The sequence below is a fragment of the Frischella japonica genome (genome assembly GCF_014489845.1).
GTDB classification, from domain to species: Bacteria; Pseudomonadota; Gammaproteobacteria; order Enterobacterales; family Orbaceae; genus Frischella; species Frischella japonica.
This window is the reverse complement of sequence record NZ_JABURY010000006.1, coordinates 69168-85043: the sequence shown is the minus strand read 5'-3', so window position 1 is coordinate 85043 and position 15876 is coordinate 69168. Positions and strand designations below refer to the sequence as shown.

16 protein-coding genes are annotated in these 15876 nt (G+C 35.4%); 8 read left to right on the top strand and 8 right to left on the bottom strand.

Annotation, left to right across the window (positions count from 1 at the left end):
* Positions 1-84: 84 nt before the first annotated feature.
* Together FcAc13_RS01785 and pth are read left to right on the top strand one after the other, a co-directional pair.
* A complete protein-coding gene (locus FcAc13_RS01785) occupies positions 85-1032 on the top strand; it encodes a ribose-phosphate diphosphokinase (protein ID WP_187754487.1) in 948 nt (315 codons plus the stop codon).
* A 59-nt stretch (positions 1033-1091) separates the two neighbouring features.
* Entirely contained in the window at positions 1092-1676 is a 585-nt protein-coding gene (pth, locus tag FcAc13_RS01780; RefSeq protein ID WP_187754486.1) for an aminoacyl-tRNA hydrolase, read from the top strand.
* Between the two features lie 18 nt (positions 1677-1694).
* Here pth and FcAc13_RS01775 read toward each other — a convergent pair whose 3' ends face one another.
* The 4 genes from FcAc13_RS01775 to mnmE all read right to left on the bottom strand — a co-directional run bounded on the left by FcAc13_RS01775 (position 1695) and on the right by mnmE (position 5453).
* Entirely contained in the window at positions 1695-2231 is a 537-nt protein-coding gene (locus FcAc13_RS01775) for a ClbS/DfsB family four-helix bundle protein (protein ID WP_187754485.1), read from the bottom strand.
* A 41-nt stretch (positions 2232-2272) separates the two neighbouring features.
* A complete protein-coding gene (locus tag FcAc13_RS01770) occupies positions 2273-3043 on the bottom strand; it encodes an ABC transporter permease (RefSeq protein WP_187754484.1) in 771 nt (256 codons plus the stop codon).
* On the bottom strand, positions 3036-3971 hold the full coding sequence (locus tag FcAc13_RS01765; protein WP_187754483.1) for an ABC transporter ATP-binding protein: 936 nt from the start codon (positions 3969-3971) through the stop codon (positions 3036-3038). The genes FcAc13_RS01770 and FcAc13_RS01765 overlap by 8 nt, the downstream gene beginning before the upstream one ends.
* 120 nt (positions 3972-4091) lie before the next feature.
* Positions 4092-5453, bottom strand: coding sequence for a tRNA uridine-5-carboxymethylaminomethyl(34) synthesis GTPase MnmE (gene mnmE / locus FcAc13_RS01760; protein ID WP_187754482.1), 1362 nt, complete (start codon positions 5451-5453; stop codon positions 4092-4094).
* Positions 5454-5755: 302 nt separating this feature from the next.
* Between mnmE and FcAc13_RS01755 the strand changes: the two genes are divergently transcribed.
* Positions 5756-7102, top strand: coding sequence for an MFS transporter (locus tag FcAc13_RS01755; RefSeq protein WP_187754481.1), 1347 nt, complete (start codon positions 5756-5758; stop codon positions 7100-7102).
* Between the two features lie 231 nt (positions 7103-7333).
* Here the strand turns inward: FcAc13_RS01755 and FcAc13_RS01750 are convergent, their stop codons facing one another.
* The 3 genes from FcAc13_RS01750 to FcAc13_RS01740 form a co-directional block, all read right to left on the bottom strand.
* A complete protein-coding gene (locus FcAc13_RS01750; RefSeq protein WP_187754480.1) occupies positions 7334-8290 on the bottom strand; it encodes a hypothetical protein in 957 nt (318 codons plus the stop codon).
* A gap of 127 nt (positions 8291-8417) precedes the next feature.
* Entirely contained in the window at positions 8418-8843 is a 426-nt protein-coding gene (locus tag FcAc13_RS01745) for a MerR family transcriptional regulator (RefSeq protein ID WP_187754479.1), read from the bottom strand.
* 9 nt (positions 8844-8852) lie between these two features.
* A complete protein-coding gene (locus tag FcAc13_RS01740; protein ID WP_187754478.1) occupies positions 8853-9422 on the bottom strand; it encodes a DNA-3-methyladenine glycosylase I in 570 nt (189 codons plus the stop codon).
* Positions 9423-9557: 135 nt separating this feature from the next.
* Here FcAc13_RS01740 and glyQ point away from each other — a divergent pair, with 135 nt between their 5' ends.
* From glyQ to ybaK, 4 genes are all read left to right on the top strand, one after another.
* On the top strand, positions 9558-10493 hold the full coding sequence (gene glyQ, locus FcAc13_RS01735; RefSeq protein WP_187754477.1) for a glycine--tRNA ligase subunit alpha: 936 nt from the start codon (positions 9558-9560) through the stop codon (positions 10491-10493).
* Positions 10494-10502: 9 nt separating this feature from the next.
* The gene (gene glyS / locus FcAc13_RS01730) at positions 10503-12575 is read left to right on the top strand and encodes a glycine--tRNA ligase subunit beta (RefSeq protein WP_187754829.1); all 2073 of its coding nucleotides are present in this window, start codon (positions 10503-10505) and stop codon (positions 12573-12575) included.
* A gap of 203 nt (positions 12576-12778) precedes the next feature.
* Positions 12779-13609 carry a YciC family protein gene (locus FcAc13_RS01725; protein ID WP_187754476.1) on the top strand — a complete coding sequence of 277 codons (831 nt, stop codon included), beginning with the start codon at positions 12779-12781 and terminating at the stop codon, positions 13607-13609.
* Positions 13593-14078, top strand: coding sequence for a Cys-tRNA(Pro) deacylase (ybaK, locus tag FcAc13_RS01720; RefSeq protein ID WP_187754475.1), 486 nt, complete (start codon positions 13593-13595; stop codon positions 14076-14078). The genes FcAc13_RS01725 and ybaK overlap by 17 nt, the downstream gene beginning before the upstream one ends.
* Before the next feature lie 68 nt (positions 14079-14146).
* Here the strand turns inward: ybaK and hemB are convergent, their stop codons facing one another.
* On the bottom strand, positions 14147-15154 hold the full coding sequence (gene hemB / locus FcAc13_RS01715; RefSeq protein ID WP_187754474.1) for a porphobilinogen synthase: 1008 nt from the start codon (positions 15152-15154) through the stop codon (positions 14147-14149).
* A gap of 439 nt (positions 15155-15593) precedes the next feature.
* On the opposite strand from hemB, the gene rpsU reads away from it, so the two are divergent.
* Entirely contained in the window at positions 15594-15809 is a 216-nt protein-coding gene (rpsU, locus tag FcAc13_RS01710) for a 30S ribosomal protein S21 (RefSeq protein WP_039103609.1), read from the top strand.
* Positions 15810-15876: the final 67 nt, after the last annotated feature.

Genomic DNA, 15876 nt, shown 5'->3' with positions numbered 1-15876 from the left:
ATCATGCCCAAATAATTATATAATTAAGCTCCCGATTTAACCGATTACAACTAAGTAATCATTATACAATCCTGAGGTTTACTCGTGCCTGACATGAAGCTTTTTGCTGGGAATGCAACTCCTGAACTAGCAAAACATATAGCAAATCGTCTTTATACATCACTTGGCGATATCATTGTAAGTCGTTTTAGTGATGGTGAGGTGAATGTTCAAATTAATGAAAATGTTCGAGGTGAGGATGTTTTTATTATTCAATCTACATGTGCTCCAACCAATGATAATTTAATGGAACTACTGGTTATGATCGATGCAATGCGCCGTGCTTCAGCAGGTCGGATTACAGCGGTTATTCCTTATTTTGGTTATGCTCGACAAGATCGTCGTGTCCGTTCGGCGCGTGTACCAATTACAGCCAAAGTGGTAGCTGATTTTCTTTCTACCGTTGGAGTAGATAGAGTTTTAACGGTTGATTTACATGCTGAACAAATACAAGGTTTCTTTGATGTCCCAGTTGATAATGTATTTGGTAGCCCTGTAATACTTGAAGATATGCTACAAAGAGAATTTGAACGCCCAATTGTGGTTTCTCCTGATATTGGTGGTGTAGTACGTGCTCGAGCAATTGCAAAACTACTTAATGATACTGACATGGCCATTATTGATAAACGTCGTCAGCGCGCCAATGAAGCTGAAGTCATGAACATTATTGGGGATGTTTCAGATCGTGATTGTATTTTGGTTGATGACATGATTGATACTGCTGGTACACTATGTAAAGCAGCTGAAGCTTTAAAAGCTCGTGGAGCTAAACGAGTATTTGCCTATGCAACTCACCCCATCTTCTCTGGTAAAGCCGTTGAGAATATTAAAAACTCGAAGATTGATGAGATCGTCGTATGTGATACGATTCCATTAACTGCAGAAGTTAAGGCGCTTGAGAATGTTCGCCAATTAACCTTATCCGGAATGCTTGCAGAAGCAATAAGACGAATCAGCAATGAAGAATCTATCTCTGCAATGTTCCATTACTAATGCTTAGCGCAGGTTTAAAGCCAATGTTTTATTGGTTTTAAACTGCTTTTAATTCGAATATGTCTACCATTAAACTTATCGTAGGTCTTGCTAATCCTGGTGCTGAATATGCAGCAACCCGCCACAATGCAGGTGCATGGTATATTGAGCAACTTGTACAACGTTATAACCAGTCCCTCAAAAATGAAAGCAAATTTTTCGGTTATACAGCCAGAGTTAACATTCAAGGTCAGGACATTCGTTTTCTTGTCCCGACAACTTATATGAATTTAAGTGGTAAAGCTGTACAAGCTATGGCAACATTTTATCAAATTAAGCCGGAAGAAATTCTGGTTGCTCATGATGAACTTGATCTTAATCCTGGTGTAGCAAAATTGAAACTGGGGGGTGGTCATGGTGGTCATAATGGTTTAAAAGACATTATCAATAAATTAGGCAACAATCCTAATTTTTATCGTCTCAGAATTGGTATTGGTCACCCAGGTGATAAAAGTAAAGTGGTGAGTTTTGTATTAAATAAACCATCCAAACCCGAACAAGATCTTATCGATCGCGCCATTGATGAATCAGTACAATGCACAGAAATCTTAGTCAAACAAGGTACTGAAGCAGCAATGAATCGATTGCATGCCTTCAAAGCTTAAACAATGGCACTATCTTAATCATACTATGCTATCAGCTACGGTGGCATCATTTAGCTTTTTCCATTTTCTAATTTTGGTTCTAAATGACTTAAATGGTGCAATAGAATTAATCTGAATAAAACGCGCCACTGTCCAATTTTCAGGATAAGGTTTAGTCCAATTCCTTTTATCTTTAATAAATAACACATCATCACTTAACGATTCTACCCACTGACACCAAATAGTAAGTTCTTGCTCAAATGTTTGAATAAGTTTTGCTAAGCTATAAGATTGATAATTGTCATAGAATGATTGATAAAGCGCTCCAAGTCTATTCCATTTATAACCTGCAGCAGGCAGGATTGGCACATCACCTCTTACTTCCGTATCATCCCATGATTTGACTAATTTAAGCCAACCTAGTTGATAAGCAATCATCTGTGCCGGTGTTTTGTCAACACCGGCAAAAAAACGATCTTTGTCATTTTCTTGGATATTATCAAACTCGTTAATAAATAACTGAGCGGTACGACGAATTTCCTGCAATAATAATTGTTTACTGATTTCTTTCATCATTATGATATGCCTCCTAAAACAGCCTTTTTAATGTATAAAAACTAGTTACGTAAACCGCGTCCAGATTCAATAATTTTCCAAGTTATAGCATATAACACAACGACAAACAAGAATAACATAGCAAAGGTAACTATTAATGGCACATCAGAAATCCCTAAAAATCCGTAGCGAAAACCATTAATCATATAGACAATCGGATTTAATTTAGATACCCATTGCCAAAATTCTGGTAATAATATTAATGAATAAAATACACCACCTAAATAGGTCAATGGTGTTAAAACAAAAGTAGGAATGATACTGATATCATCGAATGACTTTGCATACACAGCATTTAGTAATCCAGCTAATGAGAATAAAATAGAGGTTAACAGCAACGTTATCACCACAATCAACCAGGAATGGACATCATATGTTACAAATAACATAGATACAACTGTGACCAAAGCCCCAGTACATATACCCCGAGCAACACCGCCTCCCACATATCCCCAAATAATAATATGCGTTGGAACAGGCGCAACCAATAGTTCTTCAATATTATGTTGGAATTTAGCGCTAAAAAATGATGAACACACATTAGTATAAGAGTTAGTAATGACCGACATCATAATCAATCCCGGTACAATAAAATGCATATAACTAAAACCGCCCATCTGCCCGACTCGAGCGCCAATTAAATTGCCAAAAATAATAAAGTACAGCGACATCGTTACAACTGGAGGAATTAACGTTTGTACCCAAATACGCAAAAAACGTGTAACTTCTTTACGCCAAATACTTTTTAAAGCAATCCAGTATAAGTTAAACATAATTACCACCTTGCGGTTGACTCACCAAGTCAATAAATAATTCTTCTAAACGATTCGATTTATTGTGCATACTCATCACTGTAATTTTTTGTTCCAACAATAAACTAAATAACTGATTCAACCCTTGTTCCTTACTAATCACCACTTCGAGGGAACCTGGTTCAGTGATTTTATATTGATAACCCGGTAATTGTGGTTGTTTCTCAATAGGTAAATACTCAAAGATTAACGTTTCAGATTTAGAATTCGCTAGTAATTGCTTCATTGAGGTATTGGCAATTAAAGTGCCGTGTTGAATGATACCTATATGACGACATAACATTTCAGCTTCTTCCAAATAATGTGTCGTGAGAATAATAGTAATACCCTGTTGATTGATTTTTCGCAAAAATTCCCACATTGAACGACGTAGTTCAATATCAACTCCAGCAGTTGGCTCATCAAGAATTAATAATTTTGGTTCATGAACTAATGCCCTGGCAATCATTAATCTCCGTTTCATTCCACCAGATAGTGCTCTGGCTCGACTATTACGTTTTTCCCACAAATCAAGAATACGCAGATATCTTTCAGCTCTTTGTATTGCCACTTTACGAGGCAAACCGTAATATCCACCTTGATTTGCAACAATCTGAAACACCGTTTCGAAGGGATTAAAATTAAATTCTTGCGGCACTAGACCAAGTTGACGCTTTGCATTGACAACATCATGATCTAAATCATAACCAAAAATTTTTACCTGACCTGATGTTTTGGTGACTAACGAACTAATAATGCCAATGGTAGTTGATTTACCTGCACCATTTGGACCAAGTAATGCATAAAAATCACCTGCTTTAACTTGTAGATCAATACCTTTTAATGCTACAACCCCATTTTTGTAGATTTTTTTAAGACCCACTAACTCCAGTGCTAACCCCGATGACATAACGTTTCCCAAAATTAAAAGATTATTAACACAATAAATTATCTCAATTTAATACTGATTCAGATAACCCCCATGATATGAGGAAAATAACCGTAATAACAAATTTATTAATAAAAATAATCACTTACCAATACAAAACGAACCAAAGATCTTACCGAGTAGATCATCTGAAGTAAAAGTACCAGTAATTTCGCTCAGTGATTCTTGTGCTAGACGCAGTTCTTCAGCCAATAATTCACCTGCATGAAATACTATTAATTGTTCTAAACCAGCGTCAAGATGCTTAGCAGCATTTTCCAGCGCTTGTAAATGACGTCTTCGGGCTAAAAAACCGCCTTCAGTCGTGGTTGAAAAGCCCATTGATTGTTTTAAATGTTCTCTCAACGAATCAATACCTTGACCGGTTCGAGCAGAAAGCCGTATTAGTGCATATTGATCTACTTCACTATAGCCCAATGTTTCACCCGTTAAATCTGCTTTATTACGAATGATGGTAACCGGAATATGACTTGGTAAACGTTGCATAAACGTTGGCCATAATTTTTCTGGATTAATTTCATCCGTCGTCGTACCATCAACCATAAATAAAACACGATCAGCATGTTTTATCTCATTCCATGCTCTTTCAATGCCGATACGTTCAACCTCATCACTCGCTTCTCGTAACCCGGCTGTATCAATAATATGTAGTGGCATACCATCAATATGAATATGTTCACGTAAAACATCTCGCGTGGTACCGGCAATATCAGTAACAATTGCCGCATTGCGCCCAGCTAAGGCATTAAGCAAACTGGATTTACCGGCATTTGGTCGACCAGCAATTACTACTTTCATTCCTTCGCGCAATAATGAACCGTGTTTGGCTTCACGTCTTACAGCATCTAACTGCGCAATAACATCCTTCAACTGTGCTTCAATTTTACCATCGGATAAAAAATCTATCTCTTCCTCTGGAAAATCAATTGCAGCTTCAACAAAAATACGCAAATTAATCAACAAGTTAACTAACTCATTGATTTTATTCGAAAATACACCTTGCAAAGAAGAAATAGCAGATTTAGCGGCTTGTTCTGAACTGGCATCAATTAAATCGGCAATCGCTTCAGCTTGTGCTAAATCAAGTTTATCATTTAAAAATGCGCGCTGTGAAAATTCGCCTGGTCTGGCAATTCGAACTGATGGGATAGATAAAATACGTTTGATTAATAAATCTAAAATAACCGGACCGCCATGTCCTTGCAGTTCTAAAACATCTTCCCCAGTAAATGAATGTGGGTTAGGAAAAAAAAGTGCAATACCTTGATCGATGACTTGCCCATTTTCATCATAGAATGACAAGTATTCAGCATAACGAGGTTTGGGTAATCTACCCAAAACAGCATGCGCGACGGTTTGTGCTTGACGACCAGATATTCTTAAAATACCAACACCACCACGACCTGGTGCTGTTGCCTGAGCAATAATTGTATCTAAATTCATTTATAACATTTCTAACCTATCTAAAAATTAAGCTAATCATAACATTAATACCCTTTTTTTTAAAACCAGTTACATGCCATTAACTGACGACAATATTCATCAATTTTTCTGGCAACTGTTTATTTTTATGGCATAATTGAATATCTTATCGTTTTATTTAAGATAAATTTTCGAAATTTTATCACATTATATCTGTCGTTATTTATGCTAATACTTTAACCAAAGATTTGATGAATTTAGATTAATACACAGTGCAATGTAGAACTAACCCACTAATTTAATAATATTAATAAGGTATTTTCATGAGTCATTCAGATATCACTGCCGAAGGACGACCTGAAGCTCGTCCATTAAACCCAAAAGACATTAAAACACTTATTTTGTCATCATTAGGTGGCACACTTGAATTTTATGATTTTGTCATTTATGCACTCTATGTCGATCTTATCGTCGCGCCACTTTTTTTCCCTGATTCGCTTAGTTTATTTACTAAAGAACTTTTTGCATGGGGTATTTTCGCCGCCGGTTATTTAGTTAGACCAATTGGTGGTATTATAATGGCGCACTTTGGCGACAAAGTTGGTCGTAAACAGATGTTTACTTTAAGTGTTGCGCTTATGGCGTTACCGACATTTATTATTGGTATTTTACCTACCTATAATAGTATTGGTATGTTGGCACCAATCCTATTACTGGTTATGCGTATGTTACAAGGTGCAGCAATTGGCGGTGAAATGCCTGGGGCTTGGGTATTTATTGCCGAACATACGCCAAAACAACGTTATGGTTTTGGTATTGGTACCCTAACGTCGGGCATTACCGGCGGTATATTATTAGGTTTTCTAATTACAATCATCATTGATATGCTCTTTACTAAAGTGGATATACTAAACTATGCATGGCGTATTCCGTTTATTATTGGTGGAATATTTGGCATTATTTCTGTTTATTTACGTCGTTTTTTATCAGAAACACCCATTTTTAAAGAACTGGCATCACGTAAAGCATTAGAGAAAAACATCCCGGTAATTTCCGTTATAAAAAACCATCAATTTGCCTGCCTTTTAGTCGCAATATTAACCTGGTCACTTTCAACTACGGTTATGGTGGGTGTATTGATTACACCAGGAAAGATTCTTGGTGGCATGTACCATTTACCATCAATTGACTGTCGAGTAGCCGGTTGTGTTGTTGCTTTAATGCTAACACTAGGGTGCATATTCTTTGGTTGGTTAGAAGATAAAATTGGCACTAAGCGAAATATGATTATCGCCTGGGGAGGTCTTGCTATAACCAGCATCTATTTTTATGCTACGCTAAGTCTTGATATGAGTTTAACCGCACTTTATATCCATTGTGCAATTTTTGGGTTATTTACCGGAGCGATTGCCACCTTACCAATTGTCGGTACTCGGGCATTCCCCCCTTCAATTCGTTACTCTGGATTATCATTTGCATATAACTTAGCTTACGCATTATTTAGTGCGATTACACCTACATTAACGCTGTACCTACTTAATCCTAACCATTTATTGGGTCATTATGCTTACATAGGAGCTGGTGTTTATATAGCATTTGTTGCTTTACTTGGTGTTGTGGTTGGTTTTGTTTCCTTAGCCCAACAAGGTTGGCAACCAGTCAGTAAATAAATGATATTAACCTTAGATTGAGTTATTTGGCATCTTAATCATATGACTCAATCTTATATATTGGAGTTAAATTAATTTTAGGTTGCATTGAAGCTTTGTTTTGATATCGAGACAAGATTCCCTATCTCTATCTTGGCATTTTATTCCAATTATCATTAATAATGACCAGATTTAGACGAACACAAATAAAACGATTTATAATGTCTGCCTATTATTTAATCATTATTGCTCTTAATCAATTTGATCTGTTTGAGTATTAATAATCTCAACTTCTTTTGGAACTGTTAACGGATCGAGTTTAACATAAAACCAATTAAGTCCTTTTATTTTGAATTTATCAATAAAATATTTTTTAAAATAAATATCATCTTCCGTATCATCTTCACGTTCAAACTCTTCATAAAATTCCAAGAAATCATTAAATTGCAAAACGCTTTCCCCCTCTTGCGCTTTGAAATAACCAAAAGCGGCAAATGATTCTAACATTTTATCATTAAATTTATTCACTTCTAATTGAATATCAATGTGCCTAGGTTTTTGATACCCTAATGTTCTAAATATTTTATCAGCTATTTTTGAACCTAAATTTTTATATTTTAAAAGCACAATATAACTGGGACATAGCAAAATTGATAGACAGCACAAAATAAAGATCATTTCTACGCTAAAAGAGGGTAATTCAGAAATACTAAAAAAATAAATTAATATAAATAATCCTAAAATTCCAATACAACTAAGCGCAAAAATTATTTTATTTTGACTTGGTCCAAAATTTAGGTACGCTCTGGTTCCCTTATCCGTATAAGGATGTAGAAATAAATAGCGATCTGATGTGCGATGTAATGCGAAGGCAAAATAGCTACCATCCCCCATAGATTCAGCAACTATCTCGACATGGTCACCTTCATTAAATATGATACGTGAGAAGACACCTTCAACCACATTAGTTCCTATTTTACAACTGAAAAATTGAACTAATCCCAATTTAGGATCATCGTTTTCTGACAGATTCTGCCTAAATTTTATATCATCCGTCCTAACTCGTTTTAACTCACCAATATTCGATAAATCAATTTCAGTTAGCCCTGACTGTTTGTGAGCATCGATAAATTCATCTTCAGTATTAAATATTTGGAGATCAGTGATACAGCCTGTTATGATTTTATAATTAGTATTATTTTTTTTCATCTTATTAACTTCGCATTTTAAAATTATTTTTGTTTTTTAAATTATTTTTTTCTTTTTAAAAAGAAAGATCATTCCTACGAAGTCTATTTTTACATTTAATTAAGTTTTAATCCATAGAAAAAAGAGATTATAGATGGTTTTTAGTCGATTTTACAGTCACTGACATTTCTGTTAGCTCTTGCAAAATACCACATGATTGATTGGAAGAATGGCAATGATTTTGTAATTTCATTAGTTGCTGACGTAAATTGGTTAATTCTTCTATCCGTTCATCAATATGTTGTAAATGGGCTTGCAATAACTGATGGGCATTATCATGTTCCGCCTGATTGTTTGGATTTACCATAATAGTGATTAATGTTTTTATTTCATCGTGGCTCATTTCAAGCGCCCGACAATTACGAATAAATAATAAGCGTTCAAGATGCTTCTTATGATAAATACGGTAATTGTTTGCACCTCGTTCTGGCCGAAAAAGTAAACCTGTTTTTTCATAAAAACGTATTGTTTCAGTTGAACAACCAACTACTTTTGCCAATTCATTAATTTTCATTTTATTCCATTACTTAAAACAACGATAATAACAATCTACTAAGTGATCATTAACCAACCCCATTGATTGCATAAAAGCATAACAAATGGTTTCGCCCACAAAAACAAACCCTTTTTTCTTTAATGCGATAGACATTTGGCGTGAAATCACAGTACGGGTTGGAATTTCATGAATATTCTGATAAGCATTAATTATAGGTTTACCATCTACAAACGACCAAATAAATTTCCCAAAATCTTCACCGTTATTCTGCATCACTAGATAAGCTTGTGCATTTTTAATAATGGCATTAAGTTTCAAACGATGCCGAATAAGACCAGGGTTTTGTATTAACTTTTCAATATCATTTTGAGTCATATTGATAATTTTATGCGGATCAAAATTAAAAAAACAACGGCGATATTCATCGCGCTTTTTAAGAACAGTAATCCAAGATAAACCCGCCTGTTGCCCTTCTAAACATATTTTTTCAAATAACTTCAGACTATCATATTGGGGTTGTCCCCATTCATAATCATGATAATGAATATATATTGGATCGTTCGTTACCCAAGCACAACGAATATGATTCTGGTTCAAATATATCTCCCCTACCAGGTCGCTTTTTCAATTTAATTACAATCTGTTAAGATTAACACTTCCACAATGAATAATAAACAGTATAAAATAGCCAATTATTTATTCTGAACACATACAATTCAAAAAGATAACATCATGCAAAAGTTTAATGTCAAAACCTTTCAAGGATTAATCCTAACGCTACAGGATTATTGGGCAAACCAAGGTTGTACAATTATTCAACCTTTAGATATGGAAGTAGGTGCTGGAACATCGCACCCAATGACTTGCCTTCGTGCGCTCGGACCAGAACCGATTAATGCTGCTTATGTGCAACCTTCTCGTCGCCCGACCGATGGTCGTTATGGTGAAAATCCAAATCGGTTACAACATTATTATCAATTTCAGGTTATCTTAAAACCATCACCAGAAAACATTCAGGAACTTTATTTAGGTTCTCTCAAACAACTTGGTCTTGATCCTACTATTAATGATATTCGCTTTGTGGAAGACAACTGGGAAAATCCAACCCTTGGCGCTTGGGGATTAGGTTGGGAAGTGTGGCTAAATGGTATGGAAGTCACTCAATTCACTTATTTCCAGCAAGTTGGAGGATTAGAGTGTAAGCCAGTCACCGGCGAGATCACCTACGGACTTGAACGTTTAGCGATGTATATTCAAGGAGTTGATAGTGTTTATGATCTTGTTTGGAGTGATGGAGCCTTTGGTAAAACAACTTATGGCGATGTTTTCCATCAAAATGAAGTTGAACAATCTACTTATAACTTTGAGTATGCTAACACGGATTTCTTATTTTATTGCTTTGATCAACATGAACAAGAAGCACGTTACTTATTAGAACTAGAAAAACCGTTGCCATTACCGGCTTATGAACGCATTTTAAAAGCTGCACATTGTTTTAATTTACTTGATGCACGTAAAGCCATTTCTGTTACAGAACGTCAACGTTATATTTTAAGAATCAGAACGTTAACTAAAATGGTCGCCGAAGCTTATTATGCGTCGCGTGAAGCGTTAGGATTCCCGATGTGTCATAACGACAATCAACCAACGCCAATCACTGCAAAGTAAGGAGACACGATCATGCAAAAAACATTTTTAGTTGAAATTGGTACTGAAGAGTTACCACCAAAAGCACTGCGAACATTAGCCGAAAGTTTTGCGGCAAATTTTATTGAGCAATTAGATAATGCGAATTTAAGCCATGGTGAAGTACTTTGGTACGCCTCACCACGTCGCTTAGCGTTAAAAGTACTAAATTTGGATGATACCCAACCTGATAGCCAAGTATTTAAACGTGGTCCGGCAGTGAGTGCTGCATTTGATGCAGAAGGCAAACCGACCAAAGCTGCTGAGGGGTGGGCGCGTGGTTGTGGTATTACAGTTGATCAAGCAGAGCGTGTAACAACTGATAAAGGTGAATGGTTAGCTTATACGCTAAATCAACCTGGTCAACCGGTTGTTAATCTGTTATGTGATATAGTTAAAGCTGCGCTGAGCAAATTACCTATTCCTAAGCCAATGCGCTGGGCCGCTAAACAAGTAGAATTTATTCGCCCAAGTCATACCGTTACCATGTTATATGGTGATGAATTAGTACCGGGATCAATTTTAGATATTCAATCCGATCGCATTATTCGCGGTCATCGTTTTATGGGAGAAGCTGAATTTAGCATTGATAATGCTGATCAGTACCCACAAATTTTGGCTGAGCGCGGTAAAGTCATTGCTGATTATCAGCAGCGTAAAGCCATTATTAAGCAACAAGCAGAGCAAGCCGCTGCTCAACTAAACGGTCGGGCTGATTTGACAGATAGTCTGCTAGAAGAAGTCACCGCATTGGTAGAATGGCCAGTAGTATTAACAGCAAAATTTGAGGAAAAGTTCCTTGAAGTGCCAGCAGAAGCGTTAGTTTACACTATGAAAGGTGATCAAAAGTACTTCCCAGTATACGATAAAGAAAATCGGTTATTACCTCATTTTATCTTTGTTGCCAATATTGAATCAAAAGATCCACAAGTGGTGATCTCCGGTAATGAAAAAGTGGTACGTCCACGTTTAGCGGATGCAGAATTCTTCTATCAAACCGATTTAAAACAATCCTTAGAAAAACGCTTACAACGTTTAGAAACGGTTTTATTCCAACAACAACTGGGTACAGTTAAAGATAAAGCATTACGCCTTGAAGCGTTAGCGGGCTATATTGCTCACCAAATCCATGCTGATGTTAAACATGCTGAACGTGCTGGTAAACTTGCTAAATGTGATTTAGTAACAAATACCGTTTTTGAGTTCCCTGAAACTCAGGGCATCATTGGTCGTTATTTAGCGGTCAAAGATGGTGAACATAGCGACGTTGCCATCGCTATTGAAGAACAATACAAACCACGTTTTGCCGGTGATGAACTGCCAAGCTCTTTAGTTGCTAGTGCCGTATCTATTGCTGAAAAAATGGATACCTTAGCTGGAATATTTGGCATTGGCCAACATCCTAAAGGCGATAAAGATCCTTTTGCTTTACGTCGAGCTGCTATCGGCGTATTACGTATTATTGTTGAAAAAAATCTACCGCTAGATTTAATGGTGTTAGCGCGTCATGCCACCTTACTTTATGGGGATAAATTAACCAATCAAAATGTCGTCGATGATATTGTTAACTTTATGCAAGGCCGGTTCCGTGCTTGGTATCAAGAACAAGGATTTGCGATTGATATTATTCAATCAGTATTAGCCCGTAATCCAACTAAACCGGCTGATTTTGATGCACGTGTAAAAGCAGTAAATCACTTCAGAACTTTACCTGTTGCGCTATCTTTAGCTGAAGCAAATAAGCGTGTCTCCAATATTTTATCTAAAGCGCAAGTGATCATACCTGAACACATTAATGCAGCATTGTTAGAAGCCGGCGCTGAAGGCGAATTAGCTAAACATGTTGTCGTCTTAACGGATAAATTAGCGCCTTATTTTAATCAAGGTCGCTATCAAGAAGCATTAGTTGAACTCGCTGCTTTGAAAGAACCTGTGGACAACTTTTTTACTTCGGTAATGGTCATGACTGATAATGAACAAGTGAAATTAAATCGTTTAGCATTATTATCAAAACTACAGAGTTTATTCTTAAAAATTGCAGATATTTCATTATTACAAGCATAATTAGATTGTACCCACAATATCAACACGATTATGCATAATGATTAGTATTATACTATCGATAGTTTATTATTTTTTATTTTAAGATTAGTATTAATAATCAATGTCATAAATAACTTTGACACTAACAATGGTAAAATTCAAACTTTTACCATTGTTCATTTAAAAACTTATTAATCTAATTTGTAAACATCAAGGGGTATATTTTGCCAACGTTTACTTCACTTATGACAGATACAAAAAACTTTTTTAAAAATAATTTTATGATTATTATTTTTGTTATTGTTACAGTATCTCTATTGACACAGTTATTTAACTATCTTTTTCTACCTACAATTGAAATCAATAATCAATTTGAAGCAATCATTAATCAAATAAATGCACAGAAAACAGATGCAGCTTCGCTTGACAATATTATGCAAACCATATCACAGCTTCCCGATATAGAAAAACAACAATTTACTAGCTACCTTTTAAACTACGTATTTAAAATTTGCCTAGTATTGTTTATTAATAACATAATAACCCTAAGTTGCATTGGCTCATTAATCCGCATTTTATCAGTCAACCAATTTTGTGGGTCAAGCTTGTTTATTAATAGCTTGCGATTAATTCCACAAATTGCAATATTCATTATTTGTGCAATACCCTATTTCATGTTGCTATCTTCAATATTATTAATCATTAAACCTTTAGCCCCTATTTTATTTTTGCTTGCTATCGTAATTTATATGCTCACTTATGTTGTGTTCACTGCTGTTATTATTGATGCTCGCTCATCAGGAAAATTTCTTGCATCCTTAAAAAATACATTATTATTTATTAAACAACAAACTCAGCTTATTTTAATGATATTTCTATTTTGGTTACTCGCTACCATGGCGTTAAATACCTTTTTTAATCTTATGGGTAATAGCATGATAGTGATTTTCTTCAACACTATCGCTGAAAATCTATTAGTATTTACATCTCTTTGTTGTATATATCGTCTTTATCTATTAACACAACAGGTTTCACCTTATGACACCCGCCATTAATATATTAAAAAAATTAAATATCCCGTTTCATGTTCATCATTATCAGCATGATACAAATGAAATACAATTTGGCAAAGAAGCAGTAGCAAAACTTGATCCAAACTTAAGTATCACTGCTAAGCAAGTGTTTAAAACTCTCGTTGTTAGCATAAATAGTAGTAATAAAGATTTAGCAGTTTGTATTGTCCCGGTTGACTGTCATCTAAATCTTAAAAAAGCCGCAAGAGCTTTTAATTGCAAGAAAATCGATTTAGCTGATGCGAATTTAGCAGAAAAAATCACTGGTTATTTAGTTGGTGGCATTAGTCCCATAGGACAAAAAAAAATGCTACCCACTTTAATTGACCAGAGTGCTAACCAATTTAATACTATCTTTATTTCAGGTGGACGTCGTGGGCTAGAAATTGAAATAGCACCACATGATTTGGCCAAAATTATTCACGCACAATTGCAGGATATTGTTGGTTAATAAACTAAATTTAATGTTTTAAATTAATGCATCCTTTGCAAATAAACAAAGGATACATAAAAAAATAACTAATATGACTGTAAGCGTTGCGCTATTGTTTTTGCAAAATAGGTTAATATACCATCGGCTCCAGCACGTTTAAAACAGAGTAATGATTCCATAATAACTACATCTTGTAACCATCCATTTTGGATCGCCGCTTGCAACATAGCATACTCCCCGGAAACTTGATAAGCAAAAGTAGGCACGGCAAAAGTCTCTTTCACTCGTCGTACCAGATCCAAATAAGGCATACCCGGTTTAACCATAACCATATCCGCGCCTTCCTGCAAATCTTGATAAACTTCATGTAATGCTTCATCACTATTCGCTGGATCAAGTTGATAAGTTTTCTTATTTCCACCCTTTATATGAGCAGCAGAGCCAACCGCATCACGAAATGGTCCATAAAAACTCGATGCATATTTTGCTGAATAGGCCATAATTTGGGTATTGCTAAAACCTTGTTGCTCTAATTCACAGCGAATACTTCCAATTCTCCCATCCATCATATCACTCGGTGCAATAATATCAGCGCCAGCTTCAGCTTGAGTTATCGCTTGCTTTATTAATGCCTTAACCGTGATGTCATTTTGCACATATCCTTGTGTGTCAATGATACCATCCTGTCCATGTGTTGTATAAGGATCTAAGGCGACATCAGTTAAAATACCTAATTCAGGAAATTCTTTTTTTAATGCGCGAATCGTACGGGGCACCAACCCATCTGGATTAAACGCTTCTTCTGCTAATAATGTTTTCTTTTCAAATTCAACGGCAGGAAAAAGTGATAAAACAGGAATACCTAACTTAGCAATGTGTTCTGCTTCTTTTAATAACACATCGATACTCATACGATTAACATCAGGCATAGATGCAACTGGCTGCACAATATTTTTACCTTCTACAACAAAAACCGGATAAATCAGATCATCAACGGTTAAGTGATTTTCGGCCACTAAACGACGGCTAAAATCATGAGCACGCAAACGGCGTAATCGACGCTGAGGAAATTGTCCAGCAATCAGCGGTATCATAACAAACACTCCTAACAATCAATAGAAAATAATGATTAATTGTAATTAAAACTAAATTTTGGCTATTATCTGACGCTAGCTAATTATAATCAAATAAATTTCACTGATCGTCTATCGGTTGATAAGTTTAACCGAATTAATTTAGTCATAATTAAAACTTATCAAATAACTATATAACCGATGCTAAAATTCAATTAAATTAACAAACTTATTTAGTTTACAACTATATCGAATTTTTATTCGACAATAATGGATTTTATTAATACATAAATAGATGACATCTATTAATAACATAAATTACAAATTGCTTAAAATTAAATCCGATAAAATGCTTTACAAACAGTAGCTATTAGCAGTACAATTCAGCACTAATTTTTAACACTAGCCAATTTATATGGTCATGGCTGGTAAATTCAATTAATTTTGAGGTGAGAGGCACATGCCAGTAATTAAAGTACGTGAAAATGAACCTTTTGATGTTGCGTTACGTCGTTTTAAACGTTCTTGCGAAAAAGCAGGAATTCTAGCTGAAGTTCGTAATCGTGAGTTTTATGAGAAACCAACTACTATTCGTAAACGCGCTAAAGCTGCTGCTGTAAAACGCCACGCAAAAAAACTTGAAAGAGAAAATGCACGTCGTATTCGTTTACACTAATTAGTTAGTCTATCGAAAACACTATATAATTCATATAGTATCTAATATATAATGAACCGTACAATAT

What these genes read in the sequence shown, in the direction of transcription:
- pth (WP_187754486.1), top strand. Translation starts at nt 1,092, where the DNA reads ATGTCTACCATTAAACTTATCGTAGGTCTTGCTAATCCTGGTGCTGAA.
- FcAc13_RS01775 (WP_187754485.1), bottom strand. Translation starts at nt 2,231, where the DNA reads ATGATGAAAGAAATCAGTAAACAATTATTATTGCAGGAAATTCGTCGT.
- FcAc13_RS01770 (WP_187754484.1), bottom strand. Translation starts at nt 3,043, where the DNA reads ATGTTTAACTTATACTGGATTGCTTTAAAAAGTATTTGGCGTAAAGAA.
- FcAc13_RS01765 (WP_187754483.1), bottom strand. Translation starts at nt 3,971, where the DNA reads ATGTCATCGGGGTTAGCACTGGAGTTAGTGGGTCTTAAAAAAATCTAC.
- mnmE (WP_187754482.1), bottom strand. Translation starts at nt 5,453, where the DNA reads ATGAATTTAGATACAATTATTGCTCAGGCAACAGCACCAGGTCGTGGT.
- FcAc13_RS01755 (WP_187754481.1), top strand. Translation starts at nt 5,756, where the DNA reads ATGAGTCATTCAGATATCACTGCCGAAGGACGACCTGAAGCTCGTCCA.
- FcAc13_RS01750 (WP_187754480.1), bottom strand. Translation starts at nt 8,290, where the DNA reads ATGAAAAAAAATAATACTAATTATAAAATCATAACAGGCTGTATCACT.
- FcAc13_RS01745 (WP_187754479.1), bottom strand. Translation starts at nt 8,843, where the DNA reads ATGAAAATTAATGAATTGGCAAAAGTAGTTGGTTGTTCAACTGAAACA.
- glyQ (WP_187754477.1), top strand. Translation starts at nt 9,558, where the DNA reads ATGCAAAAGTTTAATGTCAAAACCTTTCAAGGATTAATCCTAACGCTA.
- ybaK (WP_187754475.1), top strand. Translation starts at nt 13,593, where the DNA reads ATGACACCCGCCATTAATATATTAAAAAAATTAAATATCCCGTTTCAT.
- hemB (WP_187754474.1), bottom strand. Translation starts at nt 15,154, where the DNA reads ATGATACCGCTGATTGCTGGACAATTTCCTCAGCGTCGATTACGCCGT.
- rpsU (WP_039103609.1), top strand. Translation starts at nt 15,594, where the DNA reads ATGCCAGTAATTAAAGTACGTGAAAATGAACCTTTTGATGTTGCGTTA.